The organism is Acidovorax sp. (genome assembly GCF_016783915.1).
Lineage (GTDB): Bacteria > Pseudomonadota > Gammaproteobacteria > Burkholderiales > Burkholderiaceae_C > Acidovorax.
In genome coordinates, this window is sequence record NZ_JADHVT010000120.1 from 1 (window position 1) to 14547 (window position 14547).

Annotated in this window: 19 protein-coding genes; 12 read left to right on the forward strand and 7 right to left on the reverse strand. The window is 66.7% G+C overall.

Translation table 11 applies throughout. The features are described from left to right. The 3 genes from ISS20_RS18325 to phnG all read right to left on the reverse strand — a co-directional run. On the reverse strand, positions 1 to 603 hold a 603-nt coding region (locus ISS20_RS18325; RefSeq protein WP_291438349.1), incomplete at its 3' end, for a carbon-phosphorus lyase complex subunit PhnI. A 2-nt stretch (positions 604 to 605) separates the two neighbouring features. Then, entirely contained in the window at positions 606 to 1247 is a 642-nt protein-coding gene (phnH, locus tag ISS20_RS18330) for a phosphonate C-P lyase system protein PhnH (RefSeq protein WP_291438350.1), read from the reverse strand. Continuing rightward, entirely contained in the window at positions 1244 to 1756 is a 513-nt protein-coding gene (gene phnG / locus ISS20_RS18335) for a phosphonate C-P lyase system protein PhnG (RefSeq protein ID WP_291438351.1), read from the reverse strand. Before phnG ends, phnH begins: the two co-directional genes overlap by 4 nt. 75 nt (positions 1757 to 1831) lie before the next feature. On the opposite strand from phnG, the gene phnF reads away from it, so the two are divergent. Genes phnF through ISS20_RS18360 form a run of 5 tightly spaced genes read left to right on the forward strand, consistent with a single transcriptional unit; the run spans position 1832 to position 5635 of the window. Further along, positions 1832 to 2614 carry a phosphonate metabolism transcriptional regulator PhnF gene (gene phnF, locus ISS20_RS18340; protein WP_291438352.1) on the forward strand — a complete coding sequence of 261 codons (783 nt, stop codon included), beginning with the start codon at positions 1832 to 1834 and terminating at the stop codon, positions 2612 to 2614. Next, on the forward strand, positions 2601 to 3332 hold the full coding sequence (locus tag ISS20_RS18345; RefSeq protein ID WP_291438353.1) for a DUF1045 domain-containing protein: 732 nt from the start codon (positions 2601 to 2603) through the stop codon (positions 3330 to 3332). The genes phnF and ISS20_RS18345 overlap by 14 nt, the downstream gene beginning before the upstream one ends. Further along, positions 3329 to 3934, forward strand: a complete 606-nt coding sequence (phnN, locus tag ISS20_RS18350) for a phosphonate metabolism protein/1,5-bisphosphokinase (PRPP-forming) PhnN (protein ID WP_291438354.1) — start codon at positions 3329 to 3331, stop codon at positions 3932 to 3934. Before ISS20_RS18345 ends, phnN begins: the two co-directional genes overlap by 4 nt. 45 nt (positions 3935 to 3979) lie before the next feature. Next, positions 3980 to 4402 (forward strand): arsenate reductase (glutaredoxin), encoded by a 423-nt coding sequence (gene arsC, locus ISS20_RS18355; RefSeq protein WP_291438355.1) that lies wholly within the window; start codon positions 3980 to 3982, stop codon positions 4400 to 4402. A 39-nt stretch (positions 4403 to 4441) separates the two neighbouring features. Beyond that, complete coding sequence (locus tag ISS20_RS18360; RefSeq protein WP_291438356.1) at positions 4442 to 5635, forward strand: MFS transporter; 1194 nt, start codon at positions 4442 to 4444, stop codon at positions 5633 to 5635. Positions 5636 to 5645: 10 nt separating this feature from the next. Here the strand turns inward: ISS20_RS18360 and ISS20_RS18365 are convergent, their stop codons facing one another. Next, positions 5646 to 6320 (reverse strand): DNA-3-methyladenine glycosylase I, encoded by a 675-nt coding sequence (locus tag ISS20_RS18365; RefSeq protein ID WP_291438357.1) that lies wholly within the window; start codon positions 6318 to 6320, stop codon positions 5646 to 5648. A gap of 82 nt (positions 6321 to 6402) precedes the next feature. Between ISS20_RS18365 and ISS20_RS18370 the strand changes: the two genes are divergently transcribed. Genes ISS20_RS18370 through ISS20_RS18380 form a run of 3 tightly spaced genes read left to right on the forward strand, consistent with a single transcriptional unit; the run spans position 6403 to position 8697 of the window. Next, entirely contained in the window at positions 6403 to 7575 is a 1173-nt protein-coding gene (locus tag ISS20_RS18370) for an aminopeptidase (RefSeq protein ID WP_291438358.1), read from the forward strand. Next, complete coding sequence (locus tag ISS20_RS18375) at positions 7568 to 7975, forward strand: polyhydroxyalkanoic acid system family protein (RefSeq protein WP_291438359.1); 408 nt, start codon at positions 7568 to 7570, stop codon at positions 7973 to 7975. Before ISS20_RS18370 ends, ISS20_RS18375 begins: the two co-directional genes overlap by 8 nt. Before the next feature lie 17 nt (positions 7976 to 7992). Next, the gene (locus ISS20_RS18380; protein WP_291438360.1) at positions 7993 to 8697 is read left to right on the forward strand and encodes a nitroreductase; all 705 of its coding nucleotides are present in this window, start codon (positions 7993 to 7995) and stop codon (positions 8695 to 8697) included. A 21-nt stretch (positions 8698 to 8718) separates the two neighbouring features. Here the strand turns inward: ISS20_RS18380 and ISS20_RS18385 are convergent, their stop codons facing one another. Further along, positions 8719 to 9780, reverse strand: a complete 1062-nt coding sequence (locus ISS20_RS18385) for an ornithine cyclodeaminase (RefSeq protein ID WP_291438361.1) — start codon at positions 9778 to 9780, stop codon at positions 8719 to 8721. Between the two features lie 200 nt (positions 9781 to 9980). On the opposite strand from ISS20_RS18385, the gene ISS20_RS18390 reads away from it, so the two are divergent. Continuing rightward, entirely contained in the window at positions 9981 to 10904 is a 924-nt protein-coding gene (locus ISS20_RS18390; protein ID WP_291438362.1) for a hydroxymethylglutaryl-CoA lyase, read from the forward strand. A 68-nt stretch (positions 10905 to 10972) separates the two neighbouring features. Here the strand turns inward: ISS20_RS18390 and ISS20_RS18395 are convergent, their stop codons facing one another. Further along, a complete protein-coding gene (locus tag ISS20_RS18395) occupies positions 10973 to 11227 on the reverse strand; it encodes an acyl-CoA-binding protein (RefSeq protein ID WP_055397012.1) in 255 nt (84 codons plus the stop codon). 149 nt (positions 11228 to 11376) lie between these two features. Between ISS20_RS18395 and ISS20_RS18400 the strand changes: the two genes are divergently transcribed. Both ISS20_RS18400 and ISS20_RS18405 read left to right on the forward strand, forming a co-directional pair. Further along, on the forward strand, positions 11377 to 13011 hold the full coding sequence (locus tag ISS20_RS18400) for a wax ester/triacylglycerol synthase family O-acyltransferase (RefSeq protein WP_291438363.1): 1635 nt from the start codon (positions 11377 to 11379) through the stop codon (positions 13009 to 13011). Further along, the gene (locus tag ISS20_RS18405) at positions 12999 to 13601 is read left to right on the forward strand and encodes a DUF922 domain-containing protein (protein WP_291438364.1); all 603 of its coding nucleotides are present in this window, start codon (positions 12999 to 13001) and stop codon (positions 13599 to 13601) included. The genes ISS20_RS18400 and ISS20_RS18405 overlap by 13 nt, the downstream gene beginning before the upstream one ends. 57 nt (positions 13602 to 13658) lie before the next feature. Here ISS20_RS18405 and ISS20_RS18410 read toward each other — a convergent pair whose 3' ends face one another. After that, positions 13659 to 14267 carry a TetR/AcrR family transcriptional regulator gene (locus ISS20_RS18410; protein ID WP_291438365.1) on the reverse strand — a complete coding sequence of 203 codons (609 nt, stop codon included), beginning with the start codon at positions 14265 to 14267 and terminating at the stop codon, positions 13659 to 13661. A gap of 93 nt (positions 14268 to 14360) precedes the next feature. On the opposite strand from ISS20_RS18410, the gene ISS20_RS18415 reads away from it, so the two are divergent. Continuing rightward, on the forward strand, positions 14361 to 14547 hold a 187-nt coding region (locus ISS20_RS18415; RefSeq protein WP_291438366.1), incomplete at its 3' end, for a DUF1348 family protein.

Here is a 14547-nt window from a genome sequence, read left to right on the forward strand (position 1 = left end):
CGCAAGGTTTTGCAGGCGTGTGGCGCGGTTGGCGGGGAAGCGCAGTGGCTCGCGGGTCAGGTCCGTGGGCGCGGGGTCGCCAGGGGGCACGGGGCGGGTCTCGATCAAACCTTCCTGGTTGAGCAGGTCCACTACGCGCGGCGTGGGGCCGGGTGGCACCGCAGCTGCCGCAGCGGCAGGTGGCGTCACCGTGCCCTCGGCCAGCAGCTTGAAGTCGAGCAGGCGCTGTGTGTAGTCGTACGTGGGGCCCAGCACCTGGCCGCCCGGCAGGTCCTTGAACGTGGCGGAAATGCGCCGGTCCAGCGCCATGCGGCTGGTGTCCAGCGGGCAGGTGGTGCCCAGGCGTGGCAGCGTGGCGCGGTAGGCGCGCAGCAAAAAGATGGCTTCCACCAGGTCGCCCGCCGCCTGCTTGATGGCCAGGGCCGCGAGTTCGGGGTCGTACACCGAACCCTCCGTCATGACGCGGTCTACTGCCAGCTTGAGCTGCTGGCGGATCTGCGCTACCGAGAGTTCAGGCTGCGAGACATCGCCCCGGCGCTGGCGGGCCAGCAACTGGTAGCTGTTGAGAATGGCGGCTTCTCCGCCCTTGACGGCTACGTACATGCTCAGACCTCCTGAAGGGCGGCAGCACCGCGCGTCGCCCGCGTTGTGCGCGGCAATCCCACAACGTGGCCCGCCGTGCCCAACAACACATCCACACCACACGGGAACACAGCGTGGTTGGCCGCCCACTGGGTCTCGAAGTCGTCGGGCAACCCGTCCACCTGCAAAGCCGCCACGTCCTGGATGCCAGGTCCGCGCAACTGCCATGCCCCAGGGGCGTCTACCGTGGTTGCGGTGGTACCTGACACGTCCACCACGCAGGTCGCCGACTGGTCGGGGTAAGTGTCACTGCCCTGGGCCAAGCTGTGCAGCGCAGGCAGGGCGTCGCCCTGCGCCACCCACACAAATCGGGCGAGCGCGGTGTCAGCCACCAAGGTACAGCCCGTGTGGAAGCGCAACCACGCCCCCGCATCACTGGCCGCCAGGCGGGGCGAGAGCCACAACGCGCAGTCGCTGTCGAGCAGCGCCAGCAGAACAGCAGCCGATGCGGCATGCCCCGTAGCCGGGGTCTGAGCGTCGTGCTCTACCGCCACAGTGCGGCCGGGGTGCGACAGCGCCTGCAGCACCGCGCGGAACACTGCCTGGCTACCAAAGGCTTCATTCGAAAATCCGGCCCCCAGCGATGCCAAAGAGGTCGTGCTCATTCGTTCTCCTCCTCGTTGTCGGAACCGCTCTCGCGCGCCACGGTAAAGAAGTCCACCTTGGTGCTGGCGGCCCGCGCCTGGCGCTCGGCCTGGGTATTGCGCAGGTGGTTCCGGATGGGTTCGAGCAGTTGCTCGTCCAGCACCGGTTGCTGAACAGGGTCTTGCAGCAGCGCATCGGCCAGGGCCGCCAGCTGCACTTGGCGGTGCGAGCGGCCCAGCACGTAGGCCACGCCCACAGTAGCCTCTGTGGCATCCGATGAATTCGCCATACGCAGCGCACAGCGGGTCACGGTGACCTCGCCCAGGTTGAAGCGCTCGCCCGTGCCTCCGGCGCGGCCCTGCACCATCATCAGACCGGTCTCGGGTGCACGCAGCCACCCTGCGGGACGGGTGGCATGCTCTTGCAACGCGGATTCGAGCAGCCCCAGCGGCGCCCGGGCCAGCAGCGCCATCCACTGCGCGCGACCCAGGGGGCGATCTGGCCCCGGGTTGTCAAAGGCTTGAAACATGGAAGTGGTACCCTGAAAGTTGTATAGACAAATTGAACAACTGGCGCCAGCTTAAAGAGCGCGCATGTAGGTTTCATGACAGCCAGCACTACCTCTCTCTCGTCCGCATTGCAGGTCGCACCCGCACCGTCCTTGCGCCCTGCGCGCGACAGCTTCTGGACCCGCATTGCCGCTGAACTGGCCGAAGCCATTGGCAGCGGCGTCTACCCACCAGGCCAGCGCCTGCCCTCGGAGCACGCACTGGCCGAGCAGTTCGGCGTGAACCGCCACACCATCCGCCGCTCTCTCGCCAGCCTGTGCAGCCAGGGGCTGGTGCGCATCACACAGGGCAGTGGCACCTATGTCGAAGACTTTGCGGTGGACCTGGTGCTGGGCAAGCGCACGCGCCACCAGCAGGGCCTGGCGCAGGCGGGCCTGCGCGGCAGCCTGGTGGTGCTGCAGGCGCAGACCACGCGGGCCACCGCTGCCTTGGCCAAGGCATTGCAGGTGCCAGCGCGCAGCCCGCTGCTGGCGCTGCGTGTGCGGGGTGAGGCTGAAGGCCAGCCCCTCCATGTGAGCGAGCGTTACTTCCCTCTGCCGCGCTTTGAGAACCTGGCCGCCGTGGTGCGCGAGACGGGCTCCATCACTGCAGGCTTCACCGCCCACGGTGTGGCTGACTACACCCGCCGCGAAAGCCGCATCACCGCCGAGCTGCCCAGTGCCGAAGTGGCTGCACAACTGCGCCAGCCCACGTCACGCCCCGTGCTGCAGGTGGAGAGCCTGAACGTGGACCTGGCGGGCACGCCCATCGAATGGGCGCGCGCCTGGTTTGCGGGCGACCGCGTGAAACTGACCATTGACCACGATGAACACCCCTGACACGCCCCCCTCCTCCCACCACCGCTATGCGGTCTATTTCGCTCCCAACCCTGGCAGCCTGGGCTGGCTGGCGGGTAGCCACTGGCTGGGACGCTGCGCCGCGCTGCTGCAGCCCCTGCAGCAACTCGCCATCGAAGGCGTCGCCGCTGACGACCTGCACCGGCTGACCGCTGCACCCCGCCGCTACGGCTGGCACGCCACACTCAAGGCGCCGTTTGCACTGGCGTCCGGCACCGACTGGATCACGCTGCACCAGGCCGTGCAGGCCTTGGCGCGCGGGCTGGAACCTTTTGTACTGCCGCCGCTACAGGTGCAACGCATCGACGACTTCCTGGCACTGGTGCCGCCGGCATTGCACCCTGCCAATGCGCAGATCCAGGAGACCGCTGCCACCTGCGTGATGGCACTGCAGCCATTGGCAGCACCGCTGTCCGACGCCGACCTCGCCCGGCGCCGCGCGGCCGGGCTCACCGCCCGGCAGGACGCCCTGCTGCAGCAATGGGGTTATCCGTTTGTGCTGGACGAGTTCCGCTTCCACATGTCCCTCACTGGCAGCCTGGCGCAGGTGGACCCGCCAACGCAGGCCCTGGTGTTCGATGCCGCACAGGAATTCTTCTCGGACCTGCCCATCCTCCAATTCAACAGCCTGGCCCTTTTTGCAGAGCCCACGCCCGGCGCCGACTTTGTGCTGCTGGATCACCTGGAGATGGGCGCATGACCACCGGCAGACTGATCTACTGCATGGGGCCCTCGGGTGCGGGCAAGGACAGCCTACTGGACTGGTTGCGGGCACACCTGCCTACCCCGTGCCCCGTGCACTGGGCACAGCGCACCATCAGCCGTGCCGCCATGCCTGGCGGCGAAGCCCATGAAAGTGTGTCGCCTGAGGCGTTTGTTGCGTTGCGCCAGGAACAGGCATTTGCCCTGCACTGGGAGGCCAATGGCCTGGGCTACGGCGTGAGGCATGCTCAACTGGCGCCGCTGGCGCAGGGCCACTGGGTGCTGCTCAATGGTTCGCGCGCCTACCTGCCTGAGGCCCTGGCGCGCTTCCCGGACCTCGTGGCGGTGCACATCACCGCCAGCCCCCAGGTGCTGCGCCAGCGACTACTGTCGCGGGGCCGCGAGAGTCCTGAGCAAGTGGAGGCCCGCGTGCAACGCGCCATGGCCTACACACCGCCCCCAGGCTCTGCCAGCCTGGAGGTGCACAACGACGACGCGCTGGGCGATGCAGGCCAGCGACTGCTGAACGCGCTGGAGCAGTTGCCAGGCTGGCCCCTGCACAGTGGCAAACTTTCACGCCAGCAACCCGCCTATTCGTAACCCCCGCGTAACCACCGCCATTCCGTCAGCCATCCACAGCGTCCCATGACCGCCATCACCATCTATCACAACCCCCAATGCGGGACCTCCCGCAACACGCTGGCCATGATCCGCAACAGCGGCGTGGAGCCCGAGGTCATCGAATACCTGAAAGCCCCGCCCGACCGTGCCACGCTGGTGGCGTTGATTGCCGCCACGGGCGAGCCGGTGATCAACGCCGTGCGCACCAAGGAGGCGATCTTCACCGAGCTGCAGCTGGACGCACCGGGCGTCACCAACGCACAGCTCATCGACGCGATGCTGCAGCACCCCATCCTCATCAACCGCCCCATGGTGGTCACGCCCCTGGGCACGCGGCTGTGCCGCCCGTCCGAGAAGGTGCTCGACATCCTGCCCGCCCCCCAGCAGGGCGCCTTCACCAAGGAGGATGGCGAAGTCGTCATCAACGCGCAGGGCCAGCGTGTCTGAGGCAACCTCGCGCGCCCCCGCCATGGCCCACCGCGCGGCATGAGCGCCGCCTCGCAACGCTGGACTGTGGCGCGCCTGGGCACAGCCCAGACCCTGGCCTGGGCCTCGTCCTACTACCTGCCCGCTATGCTCGCCGCGCCCATGGCGCGCGACCTGGGGGTGTCCACGCCCACCGTGTTCGCGGCGTTTTCGGTAGCGCTCATCGTGTCGGCCCTGCTCGGGCCGTTGGCAGGCCGCACCATCGACCGCCACGGCGGGCGCCCGGTGCTGGTGGGCACCAACCTGCTGTTTGCCGCCAGCCTCGCAGGCATGGCACTGGCGCAAGGCCCCGTGGGCCTGTTTGCCGCATGGGTTCTGATGGGCGTGGCCATGGGATCGGGCCTGTACGAGGCGGCGTTCGCCACGCTGGTGCGGCTGTATGGCCAGGGTGCACGCGGCGCCATCACCGGCATCACGTTGATTGCAGGCTTTGCCAGCACCGTGGGCTGGCCACTGTCGGCCTGGATGGAGGTGCAATGGGGCTGGCGCGGCGCGTGCGCGGGCTGGGCCGCATTGCACTTGCTGGTGGGGGTGCCGCTCAACGGTTGGCTGCCGCGCGCTGATGTGACAGAAAAAGCCTCTGAACCGCCAGCAGGCAACCCCGTCACTCCCACCACAGAAAAATCGGCATCTGCATCGCCTGCTCCCGCACATCCACTGCGCACCACCGTACTGCTGTCCTTTGTGTTTGCGGTCACCTGGTTCACCAGCACCGCCATGGCGGCCCACCTGCCGCGCCTGCTGCAGGCCAGTGGCACATCGCTGCAGGCCGCAGTCGCCATGGCAGCACTGGTAGGTCCTGCGCAGGTGGCGGCGCGGCTGCTGGAGTTTGGCCTTCTGCGCCGCCTGCACCCGCTGCTCTCGGCCCAGTTGGCTGCGGCCGCGCACCCCGTGGGCGCAGCCCTGTTGATGCTGGTGGGCGGGCCTGCCGCAGCGGTGTTCACCGTGCTGCATGGTGCGGGCAATGGCATCCTGACCATTGCCAAGGGCACGCTGCCGCTGGTGTTGTTTGGGCCCGCAGGCTATGGCGCCCGCCAGGGCGTGATGATGGTGCCCGCCCGCGTGGCACAGGCCTTTGCACCGGTGCTGTTTGGCATGCTGCTGGACAGCACCGGGGCGGCCGCACTGTGGCTCACTACGCTGCTGGGCCTGGCTGCTCTGGCCGCCCTGTGGCTGCTGCGGCCCGTGGCGTAGGCCTGATCGATCAACCGCGCGGCACCACAAAATCCGCCCGCGCCGCGAGCGCTGTTTGGCGGGAATGGCAGCCCTCCAGATGGTCGTTCACCAGCCCCATGGCCTGCATGAAGGCGTACACCGTGGTGGGACCCACAAAACTCCAGCCCCGTTTCTTCAGGTCCTTGGACATGGCAATCGATGCGGGCGACGTGGACAGGGTGCGCGCCACTTCGCGCGTGATGCGCTCGGGCCGGTCGGCGGCGGCGGGCTCGTAGCGCCACGCGTAATGTGCGAGCGAGCCGAACTCGCGCTGGAGCTCCAGCGCCCGGCGCGCGTTGTTGATGGTGGACTCGATCTTGCCCCGGTGGCGCACGATGGCCGCGTCCTGCACCAGGCGCTCGACCTCGGCGGGGCCGAAGGTCGCCACCTGCTCGGCGTCGAAGTTCGCAAACGCCGCACGAAAGCCCTCGCGCTTGTTCAAGATGGTGAGCCAGCTCAGGCCCGACTGGAAGCCCTCCAGGCAGATCTTCTCGAACAGCCTGCGATCGTCAGCCACCGGAAAGCCCCACTCGTGATCGTGGTAATGGCGATAGAAAGGCGTGGCCTGGCACCAGATGCAGCGTGGGCAACCGGCCTCGTCGGCGAACAGACCGTCGGCCAGCGCGGGTTGGCGAGCAGGATCGGGAGAGGTCAAAGGGGTCATGCGCGGCATTCTAGAAACCACAACAGCCAGGCTGCTGACAGGGCTGGAGCAATGGGCTCGATCTGCCCATAAACTGCACTCCATGCGCCAGCCACTTCCCCGCCTGCGGGCCACTTTCAGCCTGATGTTTTGCCTGGTTCTGGCTGGCTGCGCCAGCACCACCGGCCCCACCAACGCGTTGGGCTACTACTGGCAATCGCTGCGCGGGCACCTGCAGATCATGTACGCCGCAGAGGCCATCGACGACTGGGTGGCGCGCAAAGACATCGCGCCCGCCCTGCGCGAGCGGCTGCAGATGGCGCAACGCGCGCGGGCCTTTGCGGTGACCGACCTCGGCCTGCCCGACAACGCCAGTTATCGCCGTTATGCCGACCTGAAGCGCCCCTCCGCCGTGTGGAACGTGGTGGCTGCACCTCCGTACTCCCTCACCCTGCACACTTGGTGTTTCCCGGTGACCGGTTGCATTGGCTACCGGGGCTACTTCACCGAGGCAGACGCTCGGGCAGAGGCGGCGGAGCTGGCCGCGCAGGGCCTGGAGGTGGAGGTGTATGGCGTGCCCGCGTACTCCACACTGGGCTACATGAACTGGGCGGGTGGCGACCCGCTGCTGTCCACCTTCATCGCCTGGCCCGAGGGCGACTTTGTGCGCCTGCTGTTCCACGAGCTGGCGCACCAGGTGGTCTATGCCAAGAACGACACCTTGTTCAACGAATCCTTTGCCACAGCGGTGGAGCGCATCGGCGTGGCACAGTGGCTGGCCACGCAGTCCACACCCGCCGCGCGCGATGCCTACGCCACCAGCGAGGCACGGCGCAGGGCCTTCCGAGCGCTCACGCGCGCCACCCGCACGCGCCTGGCGGCTATTTATGAGCAAAAAGAGCTTCAAGCGCTAGAAGTTCATGCCTTGAATGCTATGAAAATAGAAGCAATGAATACCTTCCGCGCAGACTATGCTGCATTGCGCGCGCGCTGGCTGGAGGCGCACGAAGGCACCACGCCCCGGGCCACTACGGCCCAGGTGGCTGGCTACGACCGCTGGGTGGCGCAGGCCAACAACGCCAGCTTTGCAGCCCAGGCCGCCTACGATGAACTGGTGCCCGCCTTCGAGGCCTTGTTTGAACGCGAGGGCCGCCACTGGCCCCGGTTTTATGATGCCGTACGACAACTGACGCAGCAGCCCCAACCCGAGCGCCACGAGGCGCTGCGCTCCCTTTTACCTGACCCCCAACACCTCAAGGAGACAGCCGGTGCCTGACATTCATATCCACCGCGAACACCACCTCGGCTTCAAGGAAGCCCGCAAGGTCGCCTTCTCCTGGGCCGAAAAGGCCGAAGAAAAATTCGACATGGAATGCACCTACGAAGAGGGCGAGAAAGAAGACCTGCTCACCTTCACCCGCTCGGGCGTCAAGGGTACCCTGCTGGTAGATGCGCACCAGTTCGAGATGAAGGCGCAGCTGGGCTTTCTGTTCGGCGCGTTCAAGGACCGCATCGAGGCCGAAATTGGCGAACAGCTCGACGCCCTGCTCAATGCGCCCCACCCCGGCGCCAAGAAGCCCACTGCCGACAAGAAGAAGCACGCAGCCGAGGCAAGCACAGACAAGCCAGGCACGAAGGCGGCGGCCAAACCTGCCGCCAAAGCCAAGAAGGCTTAGCCACCAGGGCCGTCACCATGACATCCACCGCCACGGACACTGCCGCCCACAGCCCGGCGTTTGACATCCTCTCCACACTGCTCCACACCCGCTACAGCTGCCGCGCCTTTTTGCCCGAGCCGCTGCAGCGCGCCACCATCGAAGCCATTCTGGCCACCGCGCAACGCACGGCCTCGTGGTGCAACGCGCAGCCCTGGCAGCTCACCATTGCCAGTGGCGCCACGCTGGAACGCCTGCGCGCTGCGCTGCAGTCACACATGGCCACCGCAGCGCCTGCGCCCGACCTGCCCTGGCCCCGCGAATACCGGGGCGTGTACCAGGAGCGGCGGCGTGAATGCGGCTGGGGCCTGTACGAAGCCCTGGGCATTGCCAAGGGCGACCGCGAAGCCTCCGCGCAACAGGCGGCGCAGAACTTCACGATGTTTGGCGCGCCGCACGTGGCCATCATCACCAGCGACGAGGCACTGGGCGTCTATGGTGCGGTGGACTGCGGTGCCTACGTCAGCAACTTCATGCTCGCCGCGCACAGCCTGGGCGCGGGCTCCATCGCACAGGCCGCGCTCGCGTCCTACCCCAGCGTGCTGCGCGAGGCGCTGGGCATTGGCGAGGACCGCAGCATCGTCTGCGGCATCTCGTTCGGCATGGCGGACCCCACGCACCCAGCCAACCATTTCCGCACCACACGCGCCGATCCGGCCAGCAGTGTGGTGTGGCGAGACTGAGAAAGTCTGACCGGACAGGCGTCAGGCAGCAGCGCGCAGCAAAGGGTTGCGCGTGTGCAGCAGCCCGAACAGGTTCTTGGGGTCTGACAGCTCCGGGATGAGTTCGATAGGGTGGCCCATGCCCAGCTCGGCCGCGGTATCGCGCAAGAAGCGCAGTGCAGAAAAGTCCTCCAGCGCAAAGCCCACCGAGTCGAACACCGTCACCGCCGCATCGCTGGCCCGGCCGGCGCATTGGCCTGCCAGCACCTCCCACAGCTCGGTCACAGCAAAGTCGGCAGGCAGCTGCTGGATGTCGCCTTCGATGCGGGTTTGCGGTGCGTATTCCACAAACACCTGCGCCTGCAGCAGCACGTCGGCATGCAGCTCGGTCTTGCCGGGGCAGTCGCCGCCCACTGCGTTGATGTGCATGCCGGGCGCCAGCATGTCGGGCGTGAGGATGGTGGCGTTGGTCTTGTCGGCCGTTACCGTGGTCACGATGTCGGCGCCGCGCACGGCCTCGGCGGTGCTGGTGCAGACCACGATGCGCAGGCCCGTACCTTGCAGGTTGGCCTGCAGCTTGGCGGTGGCAGCCAGGTCGGTATCAAACAGCCGCAGCGTGGTGATGCCCAGCAGGTGGTGAAAGGCCAGCGCCTGGAACTCGCTTTGGGCGCCGTTGCCGATCAGCGCCATGGTGCGGCTGCCAGGCCGCGCAAGTGCGCGGGCGGCCACGGCCGACATGGCGGCGGTGCGCAGGGCGGTGGTGAGTGTGAGTTCACTCAGCAAAAGCGGAGCGCCCGTAGCCACATCGGCCAGCACGCCAAATGCCATCACCGTGGACAGGCCCCAGCGCGTGTTTTTGGGGTGGCCGTTGACGTACTTGAACGCATAGGTCTGGTTGTCGGCAATGGGCATGAGTTCGATCACGCCGTCGCGCGAATGGCTGGCCACACGCGCCGATTTATCGAACGCGCCCCAGCGCAGAAAGTCGGCATGGATGTAGTTGGCGATACCGTGCAGGCAGGCCTCGACCCCTTTGCGCTGCACCATGTCGATGACATCGGAGGCACTGAGGTAGCGGGTGGAAAAATGATGGTGTGAAGGCATGGCGCTTGTCTCCGAATGGGAATGGATACGGCTCCCTGCAGTGTCCCGAAGCGCCAAAACAATAGGAATCGCCCAATCTGCCGCATATTGCAGAGCTGTTTACCGGTATGGCAATCCAAACTGCCACTTTGTTCAAAAGCGCAAGACACCCTCTGGTGGCGCCAGCGCGCTATCCTCACCGGCTTCATCCGCCCAGCACCATGACGCCTCCCCAAATACTCATCAGCGAAGTCGGCCCGCGCGATGGCCTGCAGTCCGTGCAAGCCACCATGCCCACGGCGGACAAGCTGCGCTGGATCGACGCCCTGGTGGCTGCGGGCCTACGCGAGATCGAAGTCGGCTCGTTTGTCCCCGCACGCCTGCTGCCGCAGATGGCGGATGTGGCCGAGGTGGTGCGCCACGCGCTCACCTACCCCGGCATCACCGTGATGGCACTTGCGCCCAACCTGCGCGGCGCCGAGGCGGCGCTGGCGGCCGGGGTGCACAAGGTCACCCTGCCGGTATCGGCCAGCGCCGCCCATTCTCTGGCCAATGTGCGCAAGACGCGCGAAGCCATGGTCGAAGAAGTGCGTGCCGTGGCCCGGCTGCGCGACGCGCAGGCTCCCGGCAGCATGCTGGTGGAGGTGGGCTTGTCCACGGCCTTTGGCTGCAGCCTGCAGGGCGAGGTGCCCGAAGACGATGTGATCTGGCTCGCAGGCCTGTGTGCCGAGGCTGGTGCCGATGAGGTGGGGTTGTCAGACACCAGCGGCATGGCTAACCCGGCCCAGGTGCGCCGCCTGTTCACGCGCCTGCGCGCTGAGCTGGGCGCCAAGGCCGGGGCTGCCCACATGCACAACACCCGGGGCCTGGGCCTGGCCAACTGCCTGGCGGCCTACGACGTGGGGGTGCGAACCTTTGATGCGTCGCTGGGCGGCCTGGGCGGCTGCCCCTATGCACCGGGCGCGTCGGGCAACGTGGTGACGGAAGACCTGGTGTTCATGTTCGAAGCCATGGGCATCACCACGGGGGTGGACCTGAAGCGCCTGATGGCCGCACGCGCACCGCTGCAGGCGGGGCTTCCGGGCGAGCCGGTCTACGGCATGACGCCCGAGGCGGGGCTGCCCAAGGGGTGGGTTCAGCGTTAGACACGCCTCCCTGCTGCCCAAAGAAAAAGGCGACCGAGGTCGCCTTTTTCTTTGGAAGGAACGCCGTATCAGCTCAGCGAGGTGATCAGGTCCACATACTGCTGTTTGGCCTCGTCGGCGCCCGTGCCCTTGAGCTTTTCCCAGGCGTCCCACTTGGCACGGCCCACCATGTCGGAGAAGCTGGGCTTCTTCTCGGTGTTGTCGCCGGCGGTGGCTTGCTTGTACAGCGCGTAGATCTTGAGCAGCGTGGCGTTGTCGGGACGCTCGCTCAGGTTCTTGGAATTGGCCACGGCGGCTTCGAAGGTGGCATTGAGGTCGGCCATGTCGGTGTGCTCCTTGGGATGTGTGGGGGGAGGGAAAGAACGGTGTCGGCAAGGGTTTGCTGCGTTGTATCTTACGGGCTGAGCACGGCCCGGGGCCGCTCAATCCATAGAGGCAAGCCCCCAAAAATCAAACAACAGGTGTACATCTGATGGTGACCCGCATTCCAGCCCCCCGCAAAGCCGCCCCCGGCCGCAGCACGAGCCCCCTGCGCACCATGCGCGACCAGGCGCCTGAGGTGGCACGCAAGGCCGCCCAGGCCCTGCCCCCCGCAGCCCGCAAGGCCGCGACCGTGGTGCAAAAGAACGTGCGCCGCGCCGCCACCGGCATGCTGGGCCTGTCGGGCGAGCGCATGAGCAAGGTCGATACCGCCTGGCTGCGCATGGACTCGCACAGCAACCTGATGATGATCAACGGGGTGTGGACCTTGTCGCCCGGCATCACCTGGGAGGCCCTGTGCGACCGCGTGCAGCAGCGCCTGCTGCAGTACCCGCGCTTTCGCCAGCGCGTGGTGGAAGATGCCGCAGGCGCCACCTGGGTGGAGGACCGCAACTTCGACATCGCCGCACATGTGCTGCGTGAGAAGCTGCCCCACCAACAAGGCCACAGCATGCAGCGCGCGCTGCAGGACCGCGTGGGCGAACTCGCCATGCAGCCGCTCGATACCCGCCGGCCGCTGTGGCAGATGCACCTGATCGAAGACTTTGTCGGTGACGACGGCGCCAAGGGTAGCGCGCTCATCGTGCGCATCCACCACTGCATTGCCGACGGCATTGCACTCATCTCGGTGACCATGTCGCTGGTCGATGGCGGCTCCGAGCCCCCCAAACGCAAACCCCGGGCCGACAAGGACGGCGCCACCGCCGAGGACTGGATCGCCGACGCACTCATCAAGCCCTTCACCGGCCTCACCGTCAAGGCCCTGGATCTGGCGGGCGACAGCGCTGCCAAGTCGTTGCAGATGCTGGGCGACCCGGAAAAGGCCATGCACCACGGACTGGCCGGCACCATGGACATGGCCCGCGTGGCCTACCAGCTCGTCAGCGATGCGGCGGCATTGGCGCTCATGCCCGACGACTCCCCCACGCGCCTCAAGGGCCAGCCCGGCAGCGCCAAGCGCGTGGCCTGGTGCCCGCCGATCCCGCTGGAGGAGGTCAAGGCCATCGGCAAGGCACTCAACTGCTCCATCAACGACGTGCTGCTGTCATGCGTGGCGGGCGCCATCGGCGGCTACCTGCGCAGCCAGGGAGACGACCCTACGGGCCAGGAGATTCGCGCGATGATCCCGGTCAACCTGCGCCCCATGGAGGAGGCGTGGAAGCTGGGCAACCGCTTTGGCCTGGTGCCGCTGGTGCTGCCGATTGGCGTGGCCAACCCTGTCGAGCGCGTGTACGAGGTGCGCAAGCGCATGAATGCGCTCAAGGGCAGTACCCAGCCCATCCTGGCATTTGCCATGCTGGCCGTGGCGGGCCTGATGATCAAGCCTGCGCAGGATGCGCTGCTCAACCTGTTCGGCCGCAAGACCACGGCCGTGATGACCAATGTGCCCGGGCCCAAGGAGCAGCTGACACTGTGTGGCTCACGTGTCACGCAGTGCATGTTCTGGGTGCCGCAGTCGGGTGACATTGGCCTCGGTGTCTCCATCCTGAGCTACGGTGGAGGCGTCCAGTTTGGCGTGATCACCGACACCACTTTGTGCCCCGAGCCGCAGCAGATCATCGACGCCTTTGCACCCGAGTTCGACCAGCTGTCGCTGCTCACGCTGATGCTGCCGTGGGGCGACTGACTGCATCGGTGCTGCCGCGTCTGCCGCCCTGCTCGCGTCTGAGGTGGGTGGTGGCCTTTCTGCTGTCTGCAGGCGGAGCGCACGCGGCCGTCGAAGAAGAAAACACCCAGCGGCCCTACGTGGTGCGCGCCCAGCCCGGCGAGACCCTGCGTGCGGCCCTGCATGCCGCAACCCCCATTTCGGTGGAAGGGCAGCGCTTTCATGGCTACACCCGCTGGAACGTACGCTGGACCTTCCGGTGGTGGCGCGAAGCCTCAGGCCGCTGTGCGATCACCGAGGTCAAGACCCGGCTGCGCACTGAAGTGCAACTGCCCGAGCTGCTGACAGCCAGCCAGGAACAGCGGGCAGTTTTTGATCGGTATGTGCAGGCGCTGTCCCACCATGAGCAAGGCCATGTGCAGATCGGGCGCGACGCAGCACAAGCCATCGACCAGGCCATCCGCCAGATGCCCGCAGCGTCCGATTGCGCCACCCTCGAGCGCGATGCCAACGCGCTGGGTCACCGGCTACTGCAGGACCATGTGGCGCGCGAAAAGCAGTATGACCAGCGCACGCGCCACGGTGCCACACAAGGTGCCCGGCTGAACTGAATACGCGGACTGCCGTCAGCAGGGTTGGCCTAGGCCGGCAAGCCCCTCTTCAAAGGCTCACCCTTCGCGTGGGGCCAGCGCAGGCACCAGGGCATTCGTCAGGCGGGACACCGTGGCCACAACCGCCCGCACGGGTTCGCCCATCTGCACGCGCACGATCGCGCCTTCCACCACCAGCGTCAGCGCTTGTGCATCCTGCGTCTGTTGGGCAGACACAGGTAGCAAGGTGGCGAGCAACGCCGTCATTTCGAGCTTGTGGCGCCTCGCGATCTCCACCACTTCCGGGACGGTCTCCCCCAGCTCGCTCACGCTGTTGATGAAGGCACAGCCCCGAAAGTGCTCACTGCCGAGCCACTCGGCCAGGGCCGGTGCCAGGGCGTGCACGCGATGCGCTCCTTGGCGCAGCGTCTTTCCGTGGCGCTGCAACGCGTCGGAAAACCAGGCCACCCAGCCCGCGTGCCGGTACTCCAGATACGCACAAATGAGGGCGTTCTTGCTCGGGAAGTGGCGGTAAAAGGTGACCTTGGTCACGCCAGATTCCGCGATCACCCGGTCGATGCCCGTGGCCCGAATACCGTCTCGGTAAAACAGCGCATGCGCGGTGTGCAGCAGACGGTCTCGGGGGGGCAAGTCTTGCCAGCCGATGGGCAGGGGGTCAAAAGTCATCCGAGGATTGTAGACAAGTCTGTCTACATCGATTTATGATGAACATGTAGACAGACTTGTCCACACATCCATCACTCACCGCCAAGGCCACCCATGGATACACGCCCGCCCTTGCCTCCATTCACACAACACACTGCCACCGAAAAAGTGCGCCTGGCCGAAGATGGCTGGAACTCGCGCGACCCTGCGCGCGTGGCCCTGGCCTATACCGAGGACACGCGCTGGCGCAACCGCGCAGAGTTCCCCGTTAGCCGCGAGGCCGCGCGGCAGTTTCTCGAAC